The organism is Arthrobacter sp. SD1074B, from assembly GCF_056780195.1.
This window is the reverse complement of sequence record NZ_JBRAZT010000001.1, coordinates 2,943,669-2,968,067: the sequence shown is the minus strand read 5'-3', so window position 1 is coordinate 2,968,067 and position 24,399 is coordinate 2,943,669. Positions and strand designations below refer to the sequence as shown.

Here is a 24,399-nt window from a genome sequence, read left to right as displayed (position 1 = left end):
GCAGGTGTACAGAGCCGTTTCGTTGTTCTACAGGCGGACGAAGTACGGTTAAGGAGTGCTGAAAACCGCCCTCAAACCCCGCTGGATCGCAGGCCTCGTGCTCGCGATCGTGATATCCGGGGTGTTCGTGCTGCTGAGCCAGTGGCAGTTCGGCCGCTCCACCCGGGCCGAGGCGCCGGTTTCCGCGGGGACCGAGGAGCCCCGCCCGCTGACCGGCGTCCTGAAGCCCGGGCAATTCTTCCCCGGCTCGGTGGCCGACCAGGTCGTCACCGCCACCGGCCGCTACGACCCCCAGAAGCAGGTCCTGGTTCCGGGCCGGATCAACGACGGCGCCAAGGGCTTCTGGATCGTTTCCGCCTTCGCGGTGCAGGGCGCACCCGCCCTGACGGGCGCCGGAGCCTCCCCGCAGACCTGGATTCCGGTGGCCCGGGGCTGGGTCGCCGACGCCGCGGACGCCGCGGCGCCGCCGTCGGGCACCATTGAACTCACCGGCCGGCTGATCCCGTCCGAAGCGCCGCTGCCCAACACCGACGCAGGCCCGGGGCGGGCCAGCGCCGTCTCCGTCGCCGAACTCATCAACCTCTGGGACGTCAGCAGCTACCCCGGGTTCGTCGCCGCCAGCGCCGAGCGCTCCGGCAACGCCAATGTGGCCGCGTCCGGTGCGATCAAACCGCTCAATATCGGTCCGCAGCCGCCCGCGCAGACGGTGAACTGGCTCAACCTGTTCTACGCCGCGGAGTGGGTGGTTTTTGCCGGCTTCGCGCTCTTCATCTGGTGGCGCCTGGTCAAGGACGACTACCGCCGGGGCCTCGAAGACGCCCAGGACGAAGCGGCCGCCCGGCTCGCCGCGGGCCCGCCCCACGACACTGATTCCCCCGAGACCAATCCAACCAATCCGAGAGTGCAATCATGATCGAGCCCCAGCCGGCCATCCAGCCGCAGCAGTCCAATGGAACGGGAAGCGCCAGCGGGAAGAAGCGCCGCTTCGGCGGCACCGAGGCGCAGATCCGCTCGGCCCTGAAGTTCTACAAGGTGCTCGCCTACCTGACCGGCTCGATGCTGCTGCTGCTCTGCGCAGAGCTGATCGCCCGTTACGTCTTCGGCCAGTACCTCTTCGCCGGCGGCACCAACGCCGTCACCGGCCAGCCGTTCAGCTTCGGCTTCGCCGACGCCGAGCCGCCGGGAGTCATCGGCGGAGTGAACCTGTCCATCGCGGTGCTGATCGTGCACGGCTGGATGTACGTCGTGTACCTGATGTCCAACTTCCGGCTCTGGTCGCTGATGCGCTGGCCCTTTGCCAAGCTGATCATCCTGGCGCTGGGCGGCGTCGTGCCGTTCCTGTCGTTCTTCGTGGAAAAGAAGTTCCACGCCGAGGTGGAGGCCGAACTCGCCGCCAATCCGCAGGCGCCGCAGCGCTACTGAGCAGCTTGGCCGGGCAGCGGCCCGCGGCCTGTGAGTTCGCTTACCCGGGGCTTCTCGATGTGCGGGGGAGCCGGGGCGCAAAGTAGGCTAGGAGGGTGACCACTCCCACTGCATCCCAGACGTCCCACAGGCCCGTGCTGGTTGTTGACTACGGTGCCCAGTACGCGCAGCTGATTGCCCGCCGCGTCCGGGAAGCGAATGTGTATTCGGAAGTCGTTCCGCATACCTATAGCACCGAGCAGCTGCTGGCCAAGAACCCGGCCGCCATCATCCTCTCCGGCGGCCCCGCGAGCGTTTACGCCGAGGGCGCCCCGAGCGTGGGCGCCGACCTGTTCGAAGCCGGCGTCCCCGTGTTCGGCATCTGCTACGGCTTCCAGGCCATGGCCAACGCCCTGGGCGGCAAGGTGGCCCAGACCGGCCTGCGCGAGTACGGCGCCACCGAGACCACCACCCTCGGTGCAGGCCGCTCCATCCTCGAGGGCATGCCGCAGCACCAGAGCACCTGGATGAGCCACGGCGACTCTGTGCACGAGGCGCCGGAGGGCTTCGAGGTCCTCGCGACGACGGCGGGCGCCAACGTCGCCGCCTTCGCCAACGAGGAGAAGTGCCTCTACGGTGTGCAGTGGCACCCCGAGGTGAAGCACTCCGCCTACGGCCAGCAGGTCCTGGAGAACTTCCTGTTCAAGGGGGCCAAGCTGGAACCGAACTGGACCACCGGCAACATCCTCGAGGAGCAGGTCGAACGGATCCGCGAGCAGGTCGGCGATTCCCGGGTGATCTGCGGCCTCTCCGGCGGCGTCGACTCGGCCGTGGCCGCCGCGCTCGTCCAGCGCGCCGTCGGCGACCAGCTGACCTGCGTCTTCGTGGACCACGGGCTGCTGCGCGAAGGCGAAGCCGAGCAGGTGGAACGCGATTTTGTTGCTGCCACCGGCGTCAAGCTCTACGTCGCGAACGAACAGGACCGCTTCCAGGCCGCCCTGGCGGGCGTCAGTGACCCGGAAACCAAGCGCAAGATCATCGGCCGCGAGTTTATTCGCGCCTTCGAGGAAGCCGAACTGGCCATCATCGCCGACGCCGCAGCGCACGGTGAAAAGATCAAGTTCCTTGTCCAGGGAACCCTGTACCCCGACGTCGTGGAATCCGGCGGCGGCGAGGGTGCAGCGAACATCAAGAGCCACCACAACGTGGGCGGCCTGCCCGAAGACCTGCAGTTCGAACTCGTTGAACCGCTGCGGGCCCTGTTCAAGGACGAAGTCCGTGCTGTCGGTGCCCAGCTTGGCCTGCCGCAGGAAATCGTCGGCCGGCAGCCGTTCCCGGGCCCCGGCCTGGCCATCCGGATCGTCGGCGAAGTGACCAAGGAGCGTCTGGACCTGCTGCGCAAGGCCGACGCGATCGCCCGCGCCGAGCTGACCGCGGCCGGCCTCGACAACGAGGTCTGGCAGATGCCCGTCGTGCTGCTGGCGGACGTCCGCAGCGTGGGCGTGCAGGGCGACGGCCGCACCTACGGCCACCCGATCGTGCTGCGCCCGGTGTCTTCCGAGGATGCCATGACGGCCGACTGGTCGCGGCTGCCGTACGACCTGCTGGCCCGGATCTCCAACCGGATCACCAACGAAGTCGACGGCGTGAACCGCGTCGTGCTGGATGTCACCAGCAAGCCGCCGGGAACCATCGAGTGGGAATAGCGGCGTGAATGGCCGGCCTCTTTCGAGGCCGGCCATTTGCTTTTGGCCCGGTTGCGGCGCGAAAGCAATTTGCACACGAATTTGGCGTGCGCCAGTGTTGCGGCCCGGCACTGGCTCCGGATTCGGGCTAACCTCGAAAGCATGCCGGTATGGTCCAGGGCGTCCCGCGCGCAGTCAGCAACCGTGAGCACAGAAAAGAAGGCAGCAGTGTCAGTTGGTCAAGGCCACCCCGAGGGCTCCGAGGAGTTCAGGAAATGGCTGTCGGGTCTTAAGCCCGTCACCGGAGCAGACACCATGCTGCGCTTTACGAAAACGCCCGAGGGCTCCATTGACCTGACCCACGCCCACCCATCCGGCCTGGCCCAGCTGATGGCCGGCCGCCGGACCCGCCTGTCGACCCTGATCCGCGACCGCCAGCAATACGTCGTTGCCGCGCGGGCCTCCCGCAACCTGCGGTCCAAAATCTTCGAACTCGCCAACGACCGCGGCATCGACGCCGGCTACTTCTCCGCCGGAACCGTCGTCTGGACCTCCGCAGTCGGGGGCAAGCCGCAACGGGTGTCCGCACCCGTCATGCTCACCGCCATTTCCCTGACCCTCCGCCCGGGCGAAGACGACTATGAGCTGCAGCTCACGGAGCAGGCCCGGATCAATCCGGCCCTGGTCCGCCATTTGAAGACCGTCCACGGGATCGTCTTTGACGTCAACGCCGTAACCCGGATGGCCTACAGCACGGCCCGGTACGATCCGCAGCCCGTGCTGGACCGCCTCGGCACCCTGATCCAGCCGATCCACGGCGCCGAAATCGAGCACAACCTGCTGGTCTCGACGTTTGCGGACCTGTCCGGCAACCTGGACGACCCGTGGATCAACCAGAACAACGCGCTCGTGGCTGCGCTGGGCCGCGCCGCCGCCGGCGCTCCGGTGGACGTCCCCGTGCTGGAGGACGGGCGTTTCCCGAGCACCGATGAGCGCAGCCCCGCCGAGGAACTCCTCCTGCTCGACGCCGACACAGACCAGCAGTACGTCGTGGACGCCGTCCGCGCCGGCGATTCCCTGGTGGTCAGCAGCCCGCCCGGCACCGGCCAAACCCAGACCGCGATCAACACCATCGGCGCCCTGGTCGACGAAGGCAAAAGCGTCCTGGTCGTCGGCGACCGCCGGGCCAGCCTGGCCGAAGTCTCCGCCCAGCTGGAGACGCTGGGGCTCGACTCGGTGCTCGTGCAGCTCGCCGGCAACGCCACGCCACTGCAGCTTAAGGGCCAGCTGGTCCGGGCGATTGTGCGCAACGAAAAGTCACTCGAACCGCAGCTGAAGAACCTTCATGCCACACTGACCGAGCACCGGCACGCACTGATGGACCACGTCGCGTCGCTGCACAACATCCGCCAGCGCTGGGGATGCTCGCCGTACGAGGCGATGCAGTCACTCGCGGCGCTGACCGCCATCCACCCGGCCCCGGCCACCACGGTCCGGCTCAAGCGCAGCGTGCTGGACAGCATCCGGGACCGCGAGGAACTGGCGGGACGGCTCCGCCGGGCGGCCGAGCTTGGCAGCTTCAGCCGCGCCTCGACCATGAGCCCGTGGCACGGCGCCCGGCTCCTCACCCGCAAGGAAACCCAGGAAGCGCAGCAGGTGGCGCGCTCCGTGGCGGAGAAGCTCCCGCAGCTGCGCGAACGGATGAACGGCGTCGCCGAACACGCGGAGATCCGCCTCGGGGGGACGTTTGCCGAGTGGGGGGACCAGATCGACCTGCTGGTCGCGGTCCGGGAGAGCTTGGACAAGTTCACCCCCGACATTTTCGATCGCCCTGTCCATGACTTGATTTCGGCGACCGCTCCGTCCTCGTGGCGCCGTGAGCGGAACATTGAAATGGCGTCGATGCAGCGCTCCCGGCTGCGCCGCGTCGCCAAGGAATACGTCCGGCCCGGCGTGCACATCGCGGACCTCCACAGTTCCCTCGTGCTGGTCCAGGAGCAGCGGGCCAGCTGGGCCGGGTATGCCACCACCCAACGCCACCCGGCCGTTCCCTCCGGCCTGGCGGAGATCACCTCCCTGTACCGGGAACTGGAAGCCGAGCTGGCCGAGCTGGGAGCCGCCGTCAAGCACACCGCCGCGGGCGGATCCGTCCGCGACACCCCTTACAACGAATTGCTGGAGCGCCTGGAGCGACTCGTCGCCGACACCGCAACGCTGGAGACCCTGCCCGAGCGGACGCTGCTGGTGGAGAACATGCGCGAACACGGTCTCGGTGAACTGCTCGACGACCTGGCCGAGCGCGAGGTGCCGGCCGAGTCGGTGGCCGCGGAGCTTGAATTGGCCTGGTGGCAGTCGGCCCTGGAAGCCATGATCAGCGGCGACGACTACCTGGCCATGTCCGACGGCGACGCCCTCCGCCAGCTCGAGGCGGAGTACCGCCTCGCGGACAACGCCCACATCGCCAGCGGCGCTGCCCGGTTGCGCTGGAAACTGGCCGAACGCTGGCGTGCTGCCCTCAGCGAGCACCCCCGGCAGGCGGACCTGCTGCGAAGCCTGCTCAAGGACGGCCGGGTGACCCCTGCGGCGCTGACCGCGCAATCGCCTGAGCTGGTCCCCATGCTGGTGCCGGTGTGGTCCGTCAGCCCGTACCTTCTGACCAGCCTGCTGCCCGCAGAGCAGCGCTTTGACGCGGTGGTGATCCTGGACGCCGAAGCGACCTCGCTGCAGGCCGTGCTCCCCGCCGTTGCCCGTTCCCGGCAGGTCATCGCCTTTGGCGACGACAGGATCGCCAGCCCGCGCAGCTTCACCGTCGGTGTGGAGCGGCTCGCCGCCGGCGAGAACCCGTACCAGCCAGTGGACAGCGCCTACCAGGCCCTGGCCGCCGTGCTGCCGGTCCGGAAACTGAGGACCGTCTACCGTGCCGTCGACGAGGACCTCGTGCGGCAGCTCAGCAAGGGGTTCTACGACGGCGAACTCCGCCGGCTGCCCGAGGGCCAGTCGGCCACCGGGCTGGACCGGGCGCTGGCGGTGGAGTACCTTCCGGACGGGACGGGCCTGCCGAGTGCCGACCACGACGGCGTTGAATCGGTCGTGGCCGAGGTCAACCGTGCAGTGGAGTTGGTCTTCGAACATGCGAGGCTGCGACCGCGCACGTCCCTGGCCGTCGTCACCGGCAGCCTGCGGCACGCCGCCCGGATCGGCGAGGCCATCAGGCGGCAGCTGCCCAACTACCCCCTGCTGGCCAGCTTCTTCACCGCCGGCGACGAATCGTTCCGGGTGGTCGACCTCGAACGCGCCCAGGGCCTGGTCCGCGAGCACGTCATCTTCTCGCCCGGCTACGGCCGCACTCCGCACGGGCGCGCGCTGCACAGCCTCGGCCCGCTGTCCGCCGACGGGGGCCGCGCCAAGTTCGCCCTTGCGATGACCCGCGCACGACGCTCACTGCACGTCCTGAGCTGCTTCCGGCCCGAGGACCTGGACGTCACCCGGCTGAGCCACGGCGCGGTGGACTTCTACGAACTCCTGGACCGCGAAATTGCAGGCAACTCCGACTTGGGCAGCCCGGCCTCCCGCGCCGTTGCCAGCGAGCAGGCGCTCGGCGCCGACCCGCTGGTCGCCGACCTCGGGGACCGGCTCCGTGCCCGCGGCGCGCGGGTCTGGCACCAGTACGACGGCGTCCTGGACATGGTTGCCGCAGCCGACCCGATGCACACCATCGGCCAGGACGACGCCGAGATTCCCCGCCCGGTTGCCATCGAGTCTGACGGCACCGAACGGTACCGGCGGATGACAGTGCGTGAGCGCAGCCGGCTCCGCCCGCAGTTGCTGGAGCGCCTGGGCTGGCGGTACATGCCACTATGGACCATAGAGGTCTTCACCGATCCCTCCGCCTGCGCGGACCGGATCGGCGGCTACCTCGGCCTGGAGAAGCCAACGTCGCCGAGACGCGCGAGCACTTCGCCCGGCTTCTCCGATGACATCGAGAACCTCAGCGTCGACGACGCGCAGGAAGCCTACGCTCCTGCCGCCGCCGACCGCGGGTAACCGGCGGACGGTGCCCGGCACTAGGGAAGAGCTATTCGCAGCAAGGAGGCCGGCGGCATGAACGCAGGCGGCAACAATGAGAACGACTCCCCGGAGCAGGGCGGCGACGGCAACGGCGTGCAGCCCCAGGAGACGGCACCCCGTGGGGCGCGGCACCGGGCACCGCAGGACACGAAAGCCGGCAGGCCCGCGGCGTCCGGGGGGTTGCTGCCCAACAAGGCCGCTGAAGACGATCCGCGGCGCTGGGGCGACCAGCCCGGCAGTTACGACCACGACGCCTGGCTCAAGGAACAGCGGCCGCCGCACTGGGGCTGAGCAGCGAGCCTGCAACTGACACCTGGCGTCTTCCGTTCAGCCGGGCCGTGCCCGCACCAGGACGAAGAAGAGCTTGCCCTGCGTGGAGGCTCCGGCGAGTCTTTGGGCTTGCTCCGGGTCCGCCGCCACCACCATCAGCCCGTCCGTGTCCCCTGCGTCGAGCCATGGGCCGGCCTTTCCTCCCTGCTGGGAGGTCCACAGGACCGGTACCGCGGAGGCGAGCAGCCGGGACGCCGGGGCCGGCCCGGAGCCGTCACCGCTGGTGATCACCACATTGACCAGCTGGCCGGGGGAGACCAGCTGAATGGAGGCCGGGTCCGCCATTCGAAGAGGCACGGCTGCCGCGCCCGGCGGGCTGCCGGCCAGCAGCCCCGGTCCCACGAGCTGGGAGTCCGAGAGGAGCTGGCCCTGGCGCAAGGCCACGGCGAGTTGTTTGCCCTCGACAGCGGCCCGCTCCAAGGAACCGCCGGGAAGCAATCCCGGCGGGACGTGTACGGCGGCGAGGTCGGCGGCAGCCAGCACGCGGCCGGCCGGGAGGTCCTTGGCCGCGGCCCACGCCGCGACGGTGGCGTCGGGTACCGGAGTTAGTTGCTGCACGGTCATGCCGGCTGCGAGGCAAAGCAGCAGGGCAACGGCCAACCGGCGGTGTCGGCCCAGCAAGGCGCGAAGCCGCCGCCGCGGCAGCAGCTTCCGGCTGCCCCGTCCGGGGTCAGCGCGCGGCGGCTGGAACCGTGCCGAGCGGGCTGCCGATGCCGGCCGGGCAGGTGCCGCAGCACCGGTCGGCGGTGATCCGGAACGTGGCGACCCGGAGAACATTGAACCCGAAGGCGGCGGGCGGAGGAAACGGCGGCGGTGTGCCATGCCGCCACGCTACGGCCAGCCGGAGCGTCCACGGCAGCCGGCGGCGGCGCTATGTGGACAAACGCGCTGCCGCGAGCCGGGCGGGACGAACCCGCCGGATGCTAGCTGGCGGCGGCGGACGCCGTCGTGGAGGTCGCCGGCGCTGCAGCGGGAGTGGCAGGCGCGACGGCGCTGCCTTTGGAGTCCCGTGAGTCGGTCCGGTAGAAGCCTGAGCCCTTGAATACGACACCGACGCTGTTGAACTTCTTGCGCAGCGTCCCTTGGCACTCCGGGCAGGTCGTCAGGGAACTGTCCGTAAAGGACTGCACCGTTTCGAAGGCGTGGCTGCAGTCCTTGCAGGCATATGCATACGTGGGCACTGGGATTCCTCCTTTAGGACAAACGAGCAGGTCCCGTGCTGCCGTGGCTGGATCGTTGCCACCGGAACCGGTGGGCGCGAATCCGAGCGCCAACAAAATCTGGCATTAGCAGTCGCAGGGCCTGAGTGCCAATTCTATCACCCGCCGGGCTCCGGCTAGGAAGGCCGAGAATGCCCTGAAAGCGCGACCAGGCCGCCGGGGGCCAGCGCAAAGTCGACCCGTTGATCGAACGACTCCGCGGGAATGCTGCCCGCCGGCAGCACCTCGGCGTCGTAGACCACCGCCGCCGTCGGCACCGGGCTCTCCTTGGCTCCGGCGCCGCCCGAAGGCAAAGCCGCCAGCGCGGCCAGGAATTTGTCGTAATAGCCGCCGCCCTGGCCGATCCGGTTGCCCGAATGGTCCAGGGCCGTGGCGGGCAGGAAGATGGCAGCGGCTCGGCGCACCTCCGCCGTGCCGAACCGTTCGCCGGCGGGTTCCTGGATGGGGGCGTAGCGGCTGCGGACAAACTCCGACACGGGGGTCCAGTACACCCAACTCAGCGTCAGGTCCGGTTCGCAGACGGGGAGCAACACCCGGTGGCCGGCGTCGTGCAGGGCGGCCAGCAACGGAAGGGTGGGCGGCTCGGAGCCGACGCCGAAGTACGCGGCGAAGGTGCGCTGCCCGCCGTCGGCCAGGCCGGAGGCCCAGGCCAGCCCGCGGCGGGCAATCGCGGCCCCGGCCGCGGCCAGTTCCGCCTGCGACAGGGCGGCCCGGCGTAAGCGGTGGCGGGAGCGGATCTCTTCCTTGGTGCTCATGCGGTGGCGTCCTTTCGGCTGGGCGGCACCGGTTGGCGGGCTGCCGCGGCTGCCGAGCGGAGGACAATTACCTGATGTTTTGCCCCCTCAGTTAGATTAGTCCAGTGATTACACCCAACGCCTCCGTCCGCAAGGCCGTCATCCCCGCTGCGGGCCTCGGCACCCGCTTCCTTCCCGCCACCAAGGCGATGCCGAAGGAGATGCTGCCGGTCGTCGACAAGCCGGCCATCCAGTACGTGGTTGAAGAAGCCGTGAACGTAGGCCTCAATGACGTCCTGATGATCACCGGACGCAACAAGCGCGCCCTCGAGGACCACTTCGACCGCGTGCCCACGCTGGAAGCGACGCTGGAGGCCAAGGGAGACACCGCCAAGCTGGAGTCCATCCAGGCCGCCAGCAACCTCGGCGACATCCACTACGTCCGCCAGGGCGACCCGATGGGCCTGGGCCACGCCGTGCTCCGCGCCAAGCAGCACGTCGGTTACGAACCGTTCGCAGTCCTGCTGGGCGATGACCTCATCGACGCGCGCGACGAGCTGCTCAGCACCATGATCGAAGTCCAGGCGAAGACCGGCGGCTCGGTTGTGGCCCTGATCGAGGTCGAGCCCTCGCAGATCAGCGCCTACGGCTGCGCCGACGTCGAAACCGTCGAGGGCGAGGAATACGTCCGGATCAAGCAGCTCGTGGAGAAGCCCGACGTCGATGAGGCCCCCTCCAACCTGGCCATTATCGGCCGGTACGTCCTTCACCCCGCGGTGTTCGAAGTCCTCGAGCGGACCGAGCCCGGCCGCGGCGGCGAAATCCAGCTCACCGACGCCCTGCAGGAACTTTCCGCCGGCGAAGGCGAAGGTTACGGCGTGTACGGCGTGATCTTCCGCGGCCGCCGCTACGACACCGGCGACAAGCTCAGCTACCTCAAGGCCTGCGTCCAGCTTGCCTGCGACAGCGAAGACCTCGGTCCCGGCCTGCGTGAATGGCTGCCCGGTTTCACTTCCGGCCTGACGAAGTAGTCCCGTGGCGGGCGGCTTCACCTGGCCGGTGAACCTCGAGTGCGGCGACCTCGTGCTGCGCCCGATCCGATACCGGGACCGCAGGGAGTGGAGCGAGCTCCGTGCCCGCAACGACAAATGGCTGGCCCCCTGGGAAGCATCCAACCCGGTTCCCGGCGGAGGCCTGCCCGACTACCGCCAAATGGTGCGGTCCCTCAAGGCGCAGGCCGCGCAGGCCACGGCGCTGCCGTTCGTGATCACGGCCTGGACCCCCGGCTTCAAGGAACCGGTGATCGTCGGACAGTTGACGGTCTCATCGATTGTCTGGGGCTCGGCCATGATGGCCACCCTCGGCTACTGGGTCGACCAGGACCGCGCAGGCCAGGGCATCGCCCCGACCGCGGTTGCGATGGCGACGGATTATTGCTTCCGCACCCTGGGGCTGCACCGGATGGAAATCAACATCCGCCCGGAAAACCGCCCCAGCCTCCGCGTGGTGGAAAAACTCGGCTTCCGGGACGAGGGCTACCGGCCCCGTTTCCTGCACATCAACGGGCAATGGGCGGACCACCGCACCTTCGCCCTGACCGCCGAGGAAGTGCCCGAAGGCCTGCTGGCGCGGTGGCTGGAAACCCGCGCGGGCCGGTCACCGGAAACCCCGGCCTGACCAGCCGTTTCGTCATATCTCCAGTGATTTGGCAGTTGCCTCGCGACACACCGCCGCCAATGCCGCCCGCTCCGCCGTCTTGCTCATACGGTTTTGATTGTGGACTTCCCTCTTAGCAGCTCAGTGATCCTTGTCATTGTTGTTGCGCTCTGGATCGTCTGGGTGGCTCCCTACATGCTCCGGAACGGCCACCACCAGCTGCAACCGGCGGGAGAACTCCTAAAGGATGCCGTGCAGGTAGAAAAAGCAGACCCCCAAGCCGGCAACGTCATGAAGATGGCGGCCCTGCAGGAGAGACCGATGACGAGTACGCAGCGCCCCGAGTCAGCCCCGGGTTCCTTCGACGGCGGCCGGACACCCGCGGCTCCGGCGTTCCGGATCCGCTACGGCCGGCTGGCACTGGCCCTCGTCGGCCTGCTCCTGTTGCTCACCGGGATTATCTCCGCGGCCTTGAGGATCTTCGGCATTGGGTCCGGATGGCTGCCCACCGCCGCCCTGCTGGGCGCCATTGCAACCGTCGCGCTGCTCCGCAGGCTTGCGGTGCGGGACCGCCGGCGCAAGCTGGAGGCCGCCTTCCGCTTGGCCATGGGTGCCCCGGCCCCCGGGTCCTCCGCCGGAACCTCCCTGATGCCGGGCAATGCCGGCAACGCGGCGGGACCCGTGAAGGAGATCCCGCTCTTCGACGCCGAAGCCGGCGCCCCCAAGCCCCAGCCCGCCCGCAAGCCGCTCACGGCAGACGAGCTGAGGCAGGCGGCCATGGCCGAGGCTGCGGCCTCCGGTGATACTTCCGTCCGCCGCGTGGGCGATCCGGCCTCCGCGGAGGGCTCCAGCTGGGAGCCCGTGGAGGTTCCGAAGCCGACCTACGTGGAAGCGCCGAAAGCCGAACGCGCCGCCCCCGAACCGCTGGACTTGCCGGAAGCCCCGAAAGCCGTCGGCAAGCCGTCGCTGAAGCAGGCCGCCCGGCAGCCCGAGGCGGCCGCCGCCGAGGCGAAGCCGCTCGGTAAGGGCCAGAGTGCCCTCAGCAACCTCGACGACGTCCTGCAGCGCCGCCGCGCCTGACCCACTTTCTCCGCCCCGGGCGGCCGTTGAAGCGGCCGCCCGGGGCTTTTTCTTGCCCGCGCGCGGTAGCCTGACGTGCATGACGAGAATCTGCGTTGCCGGCGGCACCGGACTAGTAGGCCGCGAAGTGGTGCGCCAGGCGGTCAGCGGAGGGCACCGGGTGGCCGTGCTCAGCCGCCATCCGCCCGCTCCGGGGACCTCCGGGCACGTCGACGGCGCCGCGTACTTCCGCGCGGACGTGACCACCGGGGAGGGGCTGGCCGCGGCGCTGGCCGGAGCCGACGTCGTCGTTGATTGTCTCGAGGGGCGCTCCGGTGCAGCGCTGCGGAACTTTGCCGACGGCGGAGCCCGGCTGCTGGCCGCCGCCCGGGACGCCGGGGTCCCGAAGGCCGTGATGCTCTCGATCGTCAACTGCGACCGCAGTAGCTTCGGCTACTACAAGTCAAAGGCAGCCAAGGAACGGGTGTATCAGCGGTCCGGCCTGGAGACCGTGGTGCTTCGGGCCACGCAGTTCCATTCCCTGCTCGCAAGCGTGTTTGCCGCTGGTTCCAGGCTCCGGCTGGTTCCCGTGGTCAAAGGGGCCCGGTTCCAGCCAATCGCGCCCGCCGACGTGGCGTCCGCGCTGATTGACGCCGCGCTGGAGGCCCCGTCCGGCGTGCCGCACCGGGTCCGGACCATTGGGGGACCGGAGATCCTGGGCATGCGGGAACTGGCCATCATCTGGCAGCGGGCGTCGGGGACGCGCGGCCGCGTGGTGGAGCTGCCGCTGCCCGGCGGGATGGGCAAATACCTGCGCGCCGGCCACAACCTGGCACCTGGAGAACGACACGGCACACAGACATTCGAGGGCTGGCTGGCAATGCGGGCCGATAGTTTGTAGCCTAGGAACGTTGACGACGCCGTTCCCTCGGGAGCGGCGTTGCTGCGGGGCTATAGCTCAGTTGGTAGAGCGCTTCGTTCGCATCGAAGAGGTCAGGAGTTCGAATCTCCTTAGCTCCACAATTTGCAGGGGTTTGTGAACCCCTGAGGGCACGGAACCCGGACGTGTTCCACGTGACGGCGCCGAACCGGCACCGGTATCCGCGGTACCGGGGCCTTGCGCGCCACCACCGACTCGGTCAGGATGAAGTCGATCCCCGTGCTGCGAAGAAGGAGCCGACGCGATGACCAAGTACCTCATCTCGTTTCCCAGTGCCGCCATGGTGTTCCCTGAGGAAGAGCTGCAGGCCGTTTCGGATGCGGCGCACGCCGTCGTCCAGGAGGCGAAGGACGCCGGCGTCTGGGTGTTCGGCGGCGGCATCGATGAGAGCATCCCGCCCGTGATGGTCGACGGCGACGGGACCGTACGCGAGGGCACCTACCCGCAGACGACGCAGCTCGAAGGAGGCTACTGCGTGCTGGAGCTGCCCTCCTACGAGGCGGCCCTGCAGTGGGCAGCAAAGACCGCGGCCGCCTGCCGGTGCGCGCAGGAAGTGCGAGCCTTCCAGTACGATCCCGCCAGCTAGGCCCGTCCGCGCGATCCCATGGAAAAAGCGGCCCCGACTTCTTAGTGCCCTCTTCAGAGCGTCGCTGCCCTTGCAGCCGCCGCGCTCTGTACCGTGGGGTCCTGTGTAGCGTCGACGCACTGACCTGGTGCGGGCGAGGCTGCCCCGGGACCTGGAGGAAGCTTGAAGACAGACCGCCCCACCGCGGCCGCACCGGCGCGCCGCCGCCGCGGCCCCCACCTGGCAGCCCTGGCCGCCGCCGCACTGGCCGGCGTGATGGCCGTTGCCGGCTGGGCGGCACCCTCCGGGGCCGGGCCGGCGTACGCCCCCGAGCGGGTCGTGGACGCCACCCCGACCGCGACCGGCTGGCTGCACACCGACGGCGGAACGATCCGCGATTCGAACAACCTGCCGTACATCATCAAGGCGACGTCCTGGTTCGGTCTGGAAACCCCGGACTGCGTCCCGCACGGCCTGTGGGGGACGCTGACCATCGACGAGGCCCTCGCCAACATCAAGTCGATGGGCTTCAACACGGTCCGGCTGCCCTTCTCCAACGAGTGCCTGGCCGCGACGTCCATCAAGGGCAGCGTGAACTACTGGGCGAACCGTGCCTACAACCTCCAAGGCAAGCGGCCGCTGGACGTCATGGACACGGTCATCGCCCGCGCCAAAGCCAACGGCCTGAAGATCATCCTGGACCGGCACCGGCCCTCCTCGGCCGACCAGTCACCCCTTTGGTACACGTCGGCCGTCCCGGAGTCGAAGTGGATCTCCGACTGGAAGATGCTCGCCAGCCGGTACAAGGCTGACCCGACCGTCATCGGCGCCGACCTGCACAACGAACCGGCCGGCTCGGCCACCTGGGGCGGCAAAGCCGCGACCGACTGGCAGGCAGCGGCGACCCGCGGGGGCAACGCCGTCCTGGCCGCCAACCCGAAGCTGCTGATCATCATCGAAGGGGTCGAGAACCAGGCTACTGCCGGCGGCACCTGGTGGGGCGGCGGCCTCGCCGACGTCGGCGCGAAACCGGTCATCCTGACCACCCCGCACCGGGTCGTGTATTCCCCGCATGACTACCCGGCGTCCCTCTTCGCGCAGAAGTGGTTCAGCGACCCCGCCTACCCGGCCAACCTGCCCGCCGTCTGGGACCGGAACTGGGGCTACCTGCAGAAGCAGGGAATCGCGCCGATCCTGCTCGGCGAATTCGGCACGGCCCTGGCCACCAATTCGGACAAGGCGTGGATGAAGTCGATCGTCGAGTACCTGAAGGCAAACCGCATGTCGTACGGCTACTGGGCCTTCAACCCGAATTCCGGAATCACCGGCGGCCTTGTCCAGTCCGACTGGCGGACCCCGGAGCGGGCCAAACTCGATGCCCTGGCACCGATCTTGACCGCGGCCCCGCTCGTCGGCGTCCCCGTGCCGACCGCCACGGCCGCCCCGTCACCGACGGCCACCGCCACGCCAGCGCCGACTGTGAGCGCGTCACCTACCGCATCACCGACGGCCAGCCCCTCACCGACCGCCAGCCCGACGGCGACTCCCGTCCCCACGGGCGGCAAGGCCATCGCGGCGGCATGGCGGCTCACCAGCTCTTGGAACGGCGGGTATGTTGCCAACCTCGAGATCACGGCACTGCGGTCAGTATCGGCCTGGTCCGTCTCGTGGAAGGATCCGAACGTCACTTCGGTCGCCAACTCGTGGGGCATCAAGTGCACGGTTGCGGCGAAGACTTCGATTACCTGCACCGGGTCGGACTGGACCACCAAGCTCGCCGCAGGCCAGAAGGCCACGGTCGGACTGCAGGTCAACTCCCTCAAAGCCCCGGTGAACCCGGTGCTGACCGTCAAGTAGCGCCGGGACCTGAAGGGCCCGGTCCCGTGCCGACTAGGTCGGCTCCGGGGTTGTCTCGGTCCGGTACACCAGTTCGGTGAGCGGATCTGCGAGGGGGACGACGGTTCCGTCAAATTCCGCGGCGAAGTCCAGGCCGTCGGCCGTCTCCACCCGGGAGATCCGGGTGAGGGTGCCGAGCTCGGTTCCGTCGGCGAGGCTGAACACCGTGCCGAAGTGCCTAAAGTTCAGGCCGCCGGCCCTGACTGCGGCCCACCCGCGGGCGGTAGCCCGCTTCTCGGTGTGGTCCAGCGTGGGAGCGCAGCTCGGGCAGGCCGTGTAACTGGCCAGGTCTTCCACGTCGGCGCGCGTCAGCAGCGCAGGCATCGGGGGAGCGTTGTCGGTGCCGTGCCAGTCCCGGACCCGTTCGAGGTCCTCGAGATACGGTGCCCACGCCGCTTCACGGTCCATTATGGCCCGGATGTCGGAGCACGACGGCAGGTGGACTTTTCCGGCGTCCGAGAGGACGAAGGAGTCTCCGGAAGAGACCCACTTCTCAACGAGCGCCGTCTCCTTGCGCAGCGTGTCGGCCAGTTGGTGGCGGAGCTCCGCGTCGGAGAGGTGCTGCTGGCCGTGAAGGTCGTCCCCGTGTGCATACCGTTCGTGCGCGTCTGCCTGTCCGCGCTCCGCAGCGGATTCCGTTGTCATGATTTCCTCTCTGGTTGTCTCCAACGAGCCTACCGGGGCGCACCGGGCCGCGGGCCGGAGGCCGCGGAGTGTGGACGGTCATGGGCACCCCGCCCGTGTCTTTCCCAAGGAATTCCGCAGCCCACGGCGGAACCGACGGAGACCGGAACGGCTCCGGCCCCGGAACCGACCGAGACGGCTCCGGCGACGGCGCCCTCCGATGACGATGAGTCCGACGGCGCCGGGGAGACCAGTCCGGCGAACACGGCCCGCTGGTTCGGGATAGTCTGAAACCCCCACCCCAGGCGCGCGCACGCCGGCACGAATCCCAGCGTTCCAGGCGGCCGAAGCCCGGACCATTCCCGTCCGGGCCGCACCGGGGACGCCCGGGCCAATCCCCTTTGAGAGGACAGCAGCAATGAGCCTGATCCGGCTGCATGACGTCAGCGTCCGCTTCGACAACACCCAGATCCTCCGCGAGGCGTTCTTCCGGCTCGAACCCGGGGACAGGGTGGGTCTGATCGGCAAGAACGGATCCGGCAAGACCACCATCCTGAAGCTGATCCTTGACCAGGTGGCACCGGACACCGGCACGGTCAGCGTGGAGCTTGGAACCAAAGTGGGGTACTTTTCCCAGTTCTCCGAACTCAACGGTGAATCGACCATCACCGAGGTCCTCGACGGGCTGTTCGTCGAGATCAAGGCCGTTGAAGCCGAGCTTGCCGCCATTGACGCAGCCATCGCCAACGATCCCGCGGCCGGCGAGCTGGACCGGTTGATCGGCCGCCAGGCGGCGCTCTTCGAGGACATGGAGCGGCTCGACGGCTGGGACTATCCGCGCCGCATCGACACGGTGCTGACCACCTTGGGCTTCGACGACGCGCACCGCCACTGCCCCATCGATGCGCTGTCCGGCGGCTGGCGTAACCGCGCCGCGCTGGCCAAGATCCTGCTCGAAGGACCGGACGTCCTGCTGCTCGACGAGCCCACCAACTTCCTGGACGTGGGCGGCGTCGAATGGCTGGAGAGCTGGTTCCGCGACTTCAAGGGAGCTGCCGTCATCGTCTCGCACGACCGTTCGTTCCTGGACGCGGTCGTCACCCGGATCATCGAGGTGGAGAACTTCCACCTGCACGAATACCCCGGAAACTTCGGCGAATACGTGGTCCAGAAGCAGTTCCGGCTCAAGACGCTCGAGCAGCAGTTCGTCCATGAATCTGAACTGCTCGCGTTTGAGGCCGAGGGGATCGCTGACCGCCGCGAAGCCGCCAAGGCCGCCGGCCGCGGACTGGGCAACCAGCTGGCCAAGATCAGGAAGTCCCGCACCCCCCGGCCGGTTGACCAGATCGTCACCGAGATCTACGGCGGTTTGCATGTGAAGGACGTGCTGTGCCGGGTGGAGGGACTGGGCAAGTCGTACGGTGAAAAACTGCTTTTCGAGGACCTCAGTTTCGAAATCCGCAAGGGCAACCGGATTGCCGTCCTCGGCGCCAACGGCAGCGGGAAGTCCACCCTGCTGAAGGTCCTCACCGGCGAGGAGCAGGCGGATACCGGCGCCGTGACGTGGGCCAAGGGGCCCGGATTCGTATCCTACAACCGGATGCTTGAGGACCTCGACGACGGCGACACCGTCTCCCACGCCGTCAACGCGCTGCCGGACAGCCTCGCCTTCAGCGCCACGAAGAAATCCGTCAACCGCTTCCTGGCGATGTTCCAGTTCTCCGAGGCAGACCTCAAGCAGAAGATCGGCAACCTCTCGGGCGGCCAAAAGGCTCGGGTGGCGATGGCGCAGTGCCTGCTCTCCGGCGCCTCGGTGCTGCTGCTGGACGAACCCACCAACCATCTGGACCTCTCCAGCACCCAGGTGATGGAGCGGGCCCTGCAGCACTTCCCGGGAGCCGTCGTCGTGGTCAGCCACGACCGGTTCTTCACCGAAAAGATCGCCACCCGCCAGCTCATCTTCGGCGCAGCCGGAGCCGGGCCCGGCGAAGTTGCCCAGCAGGCCGCCTAGGCCGGTGCAGCCTGCCCGGTAGTGCGGCGGGATAATGGGGACATGGCCGATCAGCGTCGGGAGCAGGACCGTGACCCGTGGGAAGAATTCGACCGGCTCGAACCGGCCGGGCAGGACCGCGTCGGCGGCTTACCGGGCGGTGAGCCCAACGGCTTCGGCTTTCGCACGGGGGTGCGCAGCGCGCGCGTGGCCTTCGGGTTCGCCGTGTATGCCCTGGTCCTGGGCAGCGTGCTGGTCTCGCTCGGAGCCATCTACTTCATCGGCCGCGGGCAGTGGCTGTGGCTCGGACTGATGGCACTGATCGAGACTGCCTTCGTCCTGGCCTTCGTCCGGCTTGTAACCCTGGCCCGCAACCGCAAGGCGCGCTAGCTGAACGGGCCGGTAAGCGCGCCGGCCGAGCGCGCCGGGTCAGCCCGGCCGCCGGTGCCGGGACGTGACTGCCAGGTAGCCGCCCAGCGCGCCGACGCCGCCAAGCCCGGCGGTGAAGAGCGCCCTGGGCCAGCTGCGCCAGCGCTCCGGCTGGACGGAGACAAGCTCCCCGACGGCGCCGATCAGCGCCGCCGTGATCAGGCCCGCCACAATCCGGTTGCCGGTCCTCTCGGCCTTGTCCATCAGCCGGTCCAGCTCGTCGGCTCGGAAGTGGACGTCCAGCCCGCCACGCTCCAGCACGTCGAGCAGCCGGCGCGCCATCTCGGGAGCCTCGGTACCGAAGCGCAGCGCCTCCCAGCCGAGCTTTTTCAGCCGCCCCGCCAGCGCCTCGGGGGACAGCGAACCGAGAATGATCTTCCGGGTGAACGGAGCCAGCTGGGCGGTCAGCTCGAATGCGGGGTCAAGCTGCTTGCCAAGCCCGTCCGCCATGACCAGCATCTTTACCATCAGCGCAGTCTCACGGGGCAGCCGCAAACGGTGCGCGCGAAGCAGGCCGGCCAGTTCTGCCAGCACCGGGACGATCGGGATCTGGGCCAGCGGCCGGCCGGCATAACGCTCCACCAGGCGGCCCAGCGCCGCCTGCAGCCCACTGTAGTCGGCGGCCTCCGCCGCGCCGCAGAGTGCCACCATGGCAGTAGTCAGCCGTCCGGCGTCCTCTTCGACGACGGCCAGCAGCACCCGGACGAGGTTCCAGCGTGCCGTGTCGCTGATCTGCCCGACCATGCCGAAGTCGATGATGCCCAGGCGTCCGTCGGGTTCCACGAAGAAGTTCCCCGGATGCGGGTCGGCATGGAAGAAGCCGTCCTCGAAGACCATCTTGAGCAGGATGTTGCAGGCCCGGACGGCCAGTTCGCCGGAGTCGAGTCCCGCGGCACGCAGCCCGCCGACGTCGTTGATCTTGATGCCGCGGACGCGCTCGAGCGTCAGGACCCGGGAAGTCGTGGTGTCCCAGAAGACGCGCGGGATGTGGACCCGTCCGTCGCCGGCGAAGTTGGCTGCGAACTGCTCCGCGTTCCGGGCCTCCTGCAGGTAGTCCAGTTCGGCCCGCATGGTTTGGGAAAACTCATCCACCAGGGCGGCCACGTGGAAGCCGGCCACGGTGGCTGAGGCCTGTTCTGCGCGTTTGGCGAGCTCGGCCATGACCTCCAGGTCCTCGTTCACCTGCGCCACGACGCCGGGCCGCCGCACTTTGACGACGACGTCGGCCCGGCCGCCGTCGGCTGCCGGCAACGCCGCCTCGTGGACCTGGCCGATGGAGCCGGTGGCCAGCGGAACGTCCTGCAGCGACGCCAGCAGCGGGCCCGCGCGCGGACCGAGCTCCTCGGCGATGACGGCGCGGATCTCTGCGGCGGGTACGGGCGGAGAGTCGTCCTGGAGCTTGGCGAGTTCGGCGGCGTATTCCGCGGGAAGCACATCCGCGCGGGTGGAGACGATCTGGCCGAACTTGATGTAGACCGCGCCGAGGTCCTCCAGCGCGAGCCTGACCTGTACCGGCAGCGGCACCCGGGCGGCCCCGTGGAGGTGTGCTGCTGGCCGGCCGGGGAGGTGCAGGCGGTCCAGGCCCAGGTAGGCCACTGCGAAGCCCAGCCCGTGCCGGCCCAAGGTCTCCACGATGTGCCGGAACCGGTCCCGCCGCGCGCTCATGCCGCCAGACTACACGGGCCCCGCGCCTAGCTCCCGGACGAGTGTTCCGCGGCCGGCGCTTCGTCGGATTCCACCCGCTCCAGCAGCGTGAGCCGGTCCGCGGCCCGGGCCAGCTCCGCCGGCAGCCCCGGGACCGCCGCGTCCGCTGCCGCCCAGTCCAACGGGCCGGTGCCGACGAGGAAGAGCGTGATGTCGGCGTCGTAGAGCACGTCCACCACCTCGCAGAAGTGCTGCCAGGCAGCCCCCGCCGCACCGGAACCACCAACGCCGGCAGCGGGGGAGGGAACCTCGTCCACCACCCAAGTGCTGTACCCGACCGCGAGGCTGCGGTAGTCCGGAACGGCGGGGCCGCCGCACAGGTGCCCAAAGCTGGTCCACAGCAGTTCCGGCTCCGCGCTCCTGGCCGTCAGCGCCCCGGTGCACGTGGCCAGGATCCGCTGCTGCGCGGGCGGCGGCGGGAAGAGGCCAAAGACGCCCAGCTGCCGTGCGGTGCCGGGCGTAATGATGCGGCCCCGCAAGAACGCGGCCTTGTCCGGTTCGGCGCCCATGCCGCGCGGCCCGGCCGGCGCGCCGGCTAGAGCCAGCCCTTCCGTTTGAAAATGCCGTACATAATCGCCGCGGTGCCGGCCATCATGCCGATTGCCATCGGGTAGCCGAAGGTCCAGTGCAGTTCCGGCATCCGCTCGAAGTTCATGCCGTACACGCCGGCCACAAACGACGGCGCGAAGAAGATGGCGGCCCAGGACGAGATCTTTTTCACCTGTTCGTTTTGTTCGGCGCTGGCCTCGTTCTGGCGGTTAGCGGTGAGGGTGCCATCCAGGGTCAGCGCGTTCTGCAGCAGGTCGCGGAAGGAATCGGCCCGGGATATCAGCCGCTCCACGTGGTCCTCGACGTCGCGGAGGCTGTGCTGGAGCTCCGTGTCCACCTCGTACTTCTCAAAACCCCGCCGGAGCTGCTGCATCATGGCCGGCAGCGGGTGGATGGCGCGCTGGAAATGGATGACCTCGCGGGCGAGTTCGTAGATGCGCCGGGAAACCATCGGGTCGCCGCTGAAGAGCTGGTCCTCGATCTCGTCGATGTCATTCTCCAGCCCGGCCACCACGGGGACGTAATCATCCACCACCTGGTCCATCAGGGCGTAGAGGACAGCCTCGGGGCCGTGGCACAGCAGGTCCGGGCGGCCCTCCAGCCGGCGCCGGACCTGGCCGACGACGGCCGTTTCCGCGTGCCGGACAGTCACCACGAAGTTCCGGCCCGTGAAGACGTGCAGTTCGCCGAACTCCACGGTCTCCGTCTCGTCCAGGTACCGCGCCGGCCGGAGCACGGTGAAGAGGTTGTCGTCGTAGCGTTCCAGCTTGGGGCGCTGGTGTGCGGAGATCGCATCTTCCACCGCCAGGCCGTGCAGGCCGAACTCCGTCGCGACGGCGGCCATTTCCTGCTCCGTCGGCCGGTACAGGCCGATCCAGGCCATGCCGCCGTGCTTAGTCATGGTCTCAAAGGTCTGTTCCAGGCTGCGCGGCTCGGCGCGGCGGACGCCGTCAACGTAGACGGCGTTGTCGATGATAGTCACGGGGCCATTATCCCGTCTTTGACCGGGGCCTGCGGACCCGGCCGGCGCGTCCCGGACCGGCCGGGGGCAAGCGCGCTGCCCTGCGCCAGCCGGTTGATGAGCGGTTCGGTGCGGTAGGGGATGTGGGTGTGCAAGGCGAGGACCGTTTCGGTCCGGATTACGCCCTTGATCCGCAGGATGGAGCGCAGCGCCACCTGGAGGTTGTGCGTGTCGGTGGCCACCACGCGGCACCAGACATCGCCGCGGCCGGAGATCTCGTGCACCTCAAGGACCTGGGGGATCAGGCGCAGGGCGCCCACCACACCATCGAGTTCACGGTGGTTCACCTCGATCGTGACGAACGCGACGACGTCGTACCCCACCGCCTCCAGGTCAATTTCGCGGCCCCCGTCGTGCAGCAGGCCGGAGCGCAGCATCCGGCGCACCCGGGACTGTGCCGTGTTCCGGGCGATCCCCAAAACGTCGCTGAGTTCGCCGATTTGGATCCGCGGATCCTTGATGAGTTCGAGCAAAATCTTCAGGTCGGTGGGGTCAAGGCTGTTCAAATCATCACTCCGGTTCATGCTGGCGTGCCGCCATTGATGCTTTTGATCAATTCTGGCACGAATCTTAGCCCGAAAGCGCACCCGTGAAGCATCCTATAGGTATCAATCTCCACCGGGCCGCCGCCTCCCTACAGGGAATGCGGTCGGCCCGCGTCAACGCAGCAGGGGCACCTCTATGACCGTCTTCAGCGAACTCCGGATGCGCCCGGCCACGGCAGATCGCTGGGCCTGGGATGCGTCCGTCACCGCACGCCTGGTGATGGCCGGCGTCGTGATTTTCGCGTTGCTGGTCGGCGCCAACCTGGCCACACCGCTCTATCCGCTGCTGCAGGCCAAGCTGGGCATCAGCGCACTGGACGTCACGGTGGCCTTCTCCGCTTACGTCCTGGCCCTGGTAGCCACACTGGTCCTTGCCGGACACTGGTCGGACCACATCGGACGGCGGGCCGCCCTGGTCCTGGCGGTGCTGGTGGGCCTCGCCGGAGGCTTCGTGTTCGCCAATGCCGACAGCCTGCTGGCGCTGTCGGCCGGCCGGGCGCTGCAGGGGGCGGCAGTGGCGCTGGCCACCGGTGCGAGTTCGGCCGCCCTGCGCGAGCTGCTGCCCAGCCGGCCCGAATGGGCTTCGCGGTTCACGCTGCTGGCATCGGCCGGCGGGGTGGCGGCCGGCCCGGCGATCGGCGGGGTGCTGTCCGTCCTTCCCGGTCCCACCTCCACGCCCTACTACCTGCACTCCGTGGTCCTGCTGGCCCTGCTGGTGCCGCTCTACCTGCTCAAGGCCCGGCCCGCCATCACAGCGGTCGCGGGCCCGCAGCCGCTGAAGGTCCTGGCGCCGCGCCGTCCGTCCGTGTCGAGCGAGGCGCGGGGCGCGTTCTGGCTGGCCTCGGCCGTAGGGTTCCTGAGCTTTGCCGTCTTTGGCTTCTGCCTTTCGCTGGCCCCCGTCTACTTCGCCCAGATCGTCCACGCGGACTCGCGGCCGCTGATCGGGGTGCTTGCCGGGCTAACCCTGGCAGCCTCGGCGCTGAGCCAATTGCTGGCCGTGCGCGGCCGTTTTGTGGTGCCCGCGGGGCTGACCCTGCTGTCCGTCTCCGTACTGCTGATCGCGTCGGCCGCGGCGTGGAGCAGCCCGTTGCTGCTGATCGCCGCCAGCATCAGCGCAGGCCTGGGCCAGGGCGTCTCCTTCCGGACCGTCTTCAATGAGGTGGCCGGCAAGGTTGAAGCGGCGCGCCACGCCCAGATCATCAGCACCGTCTACATCATCACGTACCTGGGCAGCGCCTTCCCGGTGATTGGGCTGGGGCTGGCGGCCGGCATTGTCGGCCTGCAGGCGGCCGTGGCGTGGTTCGTCGCGCTGTGCGCCATGTTTGCCTTCGGCCTGGCGGCCGTCACCCTGCGCAAGGCCCTCCGGACGCGGCCCTAAGCCGACTCCCGGGACCGACTGCCTGGGCTGGTCGCGCGCGGCTAGTCGGGCAGCGGCCCGTGGTTGCCCTGGATGTGGTCGAACACGAGGGTGGTTTCGGTGTGGCCCACCACGGGATCGGTCGCCAGGTTGTCCAGCACCCAGTCGCGCAGGTCCTCGGTGGTGGCGACGGCGATATGCAGCAGGTAATCCACCGAACCCGAGGTGTGGAACGTGGACAGCACAGCGGGCAGCTTGGGAACCCGGGCCGTGAAGCGGTCGATCTGTTCGCGGTCGTGGGCGCGCAGCCGGACGGCGATCAGCGCCTGCACGGAGCGGCCCACCGCGGCGAGGCTGAGCTTGGCCTCGAATCCCTGGATGATCCCGCGCTCGGACAGCGCCCTGGTGCGCATCAATGCCGTGGAGGGGGCGATCCCTACCAGCTCGGCCAGCTGTTTGTTCGAGATCCGCGCGTCCGCCACCAGAGCCGCGAGCAGGCGCTCGTCAATGGCGTCGAGAGGTTCGCCGGCACCCGCCGTCGGCCGAACATTCTTCGTGGTGCTGCTCACGGATCCTCCTTGAAGTGTTGTGTATTCATCATAAACGCCCCTATCCAACACTTCCAT

23 protein-coding genes and 1 tRNA gene are annotated in these 24,399 nt (G+C 68.8%); 15 read left to right on the top strand and 9 right to left on the bottom strand.

Annotation, left to right across the window (positions count from 1 at the left end; genetic code table 11):
* Positions 1-55: 55 nt before the first annotated feature.
* From ACUYM2_RS13740 to ACUYM2_RS13720, 5 genes are all read left to right on the top strand, one after another.
* Positions 56-913, top strand: a complete 858-nt coding sequence (locus tag ACUYM2_RS13740; RefSeq protein ID WP_481600561.1) for an SURF1 family protein — start codon at positions 56-58, stop codon at positions 911-913.
* Positions 910-1,422, top strand: coding sequence for a DUF3817 domain-containing protein (locus ACUYM2_RS13735; RefSeq protein WP_481600560.1), 513 nt, complete (start codon positions 910-912; stop codon positions 1,420-1,422). Before ACUYM2_RS13740 ends, ACUYM2_RS13735 begins: the two co-directional genes overlap by 4 nt.
* Before the next feature lie 95 nt (positions 1,423-1,517).
* Positions 1,518-3,107, top strand: a complete 1,590-nt coding sequence (gene guaA, locus ACUYM2_RS13730) for a glutamine-hydrolyzing GMP synthase (RefSeq protein ID WP_481600559.1) — start codon at positions 1,518-1,520, stop codon at positions 3,105-3,107.
* A 141-nt stretch (positions 3,108-3,248) separates the two neighbouring features.
* Positions 3,249-7,130, top strand: coding sequence for an AAA family ATPase (locus ACUYM2_RS13725; protein WP_481600558.1), 3,882 nt, complete (start codon positions 3,249-3,251; stop codon positions 7,128-7,130).
* Positions 7,131-7,187: 57 nt separating this feature from the next.
* A complete protein-coding gene (locus ACUYM2_RS13720) occupies positions 7,188-7,445 on the top strand; it encodes a hypothetical protein (RefSeq protein ID WP_481601528.1) in 258 nt (85 codons plus the stop codon).
* A gap of 36 nt (positions 7,446-7,481) precedes the next feature.
* Here ACUYM2_RS13720 and ACUYM2_RS13715 read toward each other — a convergent pair whose 3' ends face one another.
* From ACUYM2_RS13715 to ACUYM2_RS13705, 3 genes are all read right to left on the bottom strand, one after another.
* Positions 7,482-8,048: an RcpC/CpaB family pilus assembly protein gene (locus ACUYM2_RS13715; protein ID WP_481600557.1), complete on the bottom strand. Its 567-nt coding sequence runs from the start codon at positions 8,046-8,048 to the stop codon at positions 7,482-7,484.
* A 359-nt stretch (positions 8,049-8,407) separates the two neighbouring features.
* Positions 8,408-8,665 (bottom strand): FmdB family zinc ribbon protein, encoded by a 258-nt coding sequence (locus tag ACUYM2_RS13710; RefSeq protein ID WP_346960259.1) that lies wholly within the window; start codon positions 8,663-8,665, stop codon positions 8,408-8,410.
* A 155-nt stretch (positions 8,666-8,820) separates the two neighbouring features.
* Positions 8,821-9,459, bottom strand: coding sequence for a 5-formyltetrahydrofolate cyclo-ligase (locus ACUYM2_RS13705; RefSeq protein WP_481600556.1), 639 nt, complete (start codon positions 9,457-9,459; stop codon positions 8,821-8,823).
* Between the two features lie 104 nt (positions 9,460-9,563).
* On the opposite strand from ACUYM2_RS13705, the gene galU reads away from it, so the two are divergent.
* The 7 genes from galU (at position 9,564) to ACUYM2_RS13670 (ending at position 15,515) form a co-directional block, all read left to right on the top strand.
* Positions 9,564-10,469 (top strand): UTP--glucose-1-phosphate uridylyltransferase GalU, encoded by a 906-nt coding sequence (gene galU / locus ACUYM2_RS13700; protein WP_481600555.1) that lies wholly within the window; start codon positions 9,564-9,566, stop codon positions 10,467-10,469.
* Positions 10,470-10,473: 4 nt separating this feature from the next.
* Positions 10,474-11,115 carry a GNAT family N-acetyltransferase gene (locus ACUYM2_RS13695; RefSeq protein ID WP_481600554.1) on the top strand — a complete coding sequence of 214 codons (642 nt, stop codon included), beginning with the start codon at positions 10,474-10,476 and terminating at the stop codon, positions 11,113-11,115.
* Positions 11,116-11,214: 99 nt separating this feature from the next.
* Entirely contained in the window at positions 11,215-12,174 is a 960-nt protein-coding gene (locus ACUYM2_RS13690; RefSeq protein WP_481600553.1) for a hypothetical protein, read from the top strand.
* Between the two features lie 79 nt (positions 12,175-12,253).
* On the top strand, positions 12,254-13,054 hold the full coding sequence (locus tag ACUYM2_RS13685) for an SDR family oxidoreductase (protein ID WP_481600552.1): 801 nt from the start codon (positions 12,254-12,256) through the stop codon (positions 13,052-13,054).
* A gap of 46 nt (positions 13,055-13,100) precedes the next feature.
* Positions 13,101-13,173: transfer RNA gene (locus tag ACUYM2_RS13680), tRNA-Ala, on the top strand.
* 164 nt (positions 13,174-13,337) lie between these two features.
* On the top strand, positions 13,338-13,679 hold the full coding sequence (locus tag ACUYM2_RS13675) for a YciI family protein (RefSeq protein ID WP_481600551.1): 342 nt from the start codon (positions 13,338-13,340) through the stop codon (positions 13,677-13,679).
* 162 nt (positions 13,680-13,841) lie between these two features.
* The gene (locus ACUYM2_RS13670) at positions 13,842-15,515 is read left to right on the top strand and encodes a cellulase family glycosylhydrolase (RefSeq protein ID WP_481600550.1); all 1,674 of its coding nucleotides are present in this window, start codon (positions 13,842-13,844) and stop codon (positions 15,513-15,515) included.
* Between the two features lie 33 nt (positions 15,516-15,548).
* Here ACUYM2_RS13670 and ACUYM2_RS13665 read toward each other — a convergent pair whose 3' ends face one another.
* Positions 15,549-16,199, bottom strand: a complete 651-nt coding sequence (locus tag ACUYM2_RS13665) for a hypothetical protein (RefSeq protein WP_481600549.1) — start codon at positions 16,197-16,199, stop codon at positions 15,549-15,551.
* 397 nt (positions 16,200-16,596) lie between these two features.
* On the opposite strand from ACUYM2_RS13665, the gene ACUYM2_RS13660 reads away from it, so the two are divergent.
* Positions 16,597-18,189: an ABC-F family ATP-binding cassette domain-containing protein gene (locus tag ACUYM2_RS13660; protein WP_481600548.1), complete on the top strand. Its 1,593-nt coding sequence runs from the start codon at positions 16,597-16,599 to the stop codon at positions 18,187-18,189.
* Positions 18,190-18,231: 42 nt separating this feature from the next.
* Entirely contained in the window at positions 18,232-18,558 is a 327-nt protein-coding gene (locus ACUYM2_RS13655) for a hypothetical protein (RefSeq protein WP_481600547.1), read from the top strand.
* Positions 18,559-18,597: 39 nt separating this feature from the next.
* Here ACUYM2_RS13655 and ACUYM2_RS13650 read toward each other — a convergent pair whose 3' ends face one another.
* From ACUYM2_RS13650 to ACUYM2_RS13635, 4 genes are read right to left on the bottom strand one after another with little or no spacing between them, the layout of a single operon-like run.
* Positions 18,598-20,262, bottom strand: coding sequence for an ABC1 kinase family protein (locus ACUYM2_RS13650; RefSeq protein WP_481600546.1), 1,665 nt, complete (start codon positions 20,260-20,262; stop codon positions 18,598-18,600).
* Between the two features lie 26 nt (positions 20,263-20,288).
* Positions 20,289-20,810 carry an AFG1/ZapE family ATPase gene (gene zapE / locus ACUYM2_RS13645; protein ID WP_481600545.1) on the bottom strand — a complete coding sequence of 174 codons (522 nt, stop codon included), beginning with the start codon at positions 20,808-20,810 and terminating at the stop codon, positions 20,289-20,291.
* A 26-nt stretch (positions 20,811-20,836) separates the two neighbouring features.
* A complete protein-coding gene (gene corA, locus ACUYM2_RS13640; protein WP_346960246.1) occupies positions 20,837-21,832 on the bottom strand; it encodes a magnesium/cobalt transporter CorA in 996 nt (331 codons plus the stop codon).
* On the bottom strand, positions 21,829-22,377 hold the full coding sequence (locus ACUYM2_RS13635) for an Lrp/AsnC family transcriptional regulator (protein WP_481600544.1): 549 nt from the start codon (positions 22,375-22,377) through the stop codon (positions 21,829-21,831). The genes corA and ACUYM2_RS13635 overlap by 4 nt, the downstream gene beginning before the upstream one ends.
* A 175-nt stretch (positions 22,378-22,552) precedes the next feature.
* Between ACUYM2_RS13635 and ACUYM2_RS13630 the strand changes: the two genes are divergently transcribed.
* Positions 22,553-23,794, top strand: coding sequence for an MFS transporter (locus ACUYM2_RS13630; protein WP_481600543.1), 1,242 nt, complete (start codon positions 22,553-22,555; stop codon positions 23,792-23,794).
* Between the two features lie 41 nt (positions 23,795-23,835).
* Here the strand turns inward: ACUYM2_RS13630 and ACUYM2_RS13625 are convergent, their stop codons facing one another.
* Positions 23,836-24,342: an Lrp/AsnC family transcriptional regulator gene (locus ACUYM2_RS13625; protein ID WP_481600542.1), complete on the bottom strand. Its 507-nt coding sequence runs from the start codon at positions 24,340-24,342 to the stop codon at positions 23,836-23,838.
* Positions 24,343-24,399 lie beyond the last annotated feature (57 nt).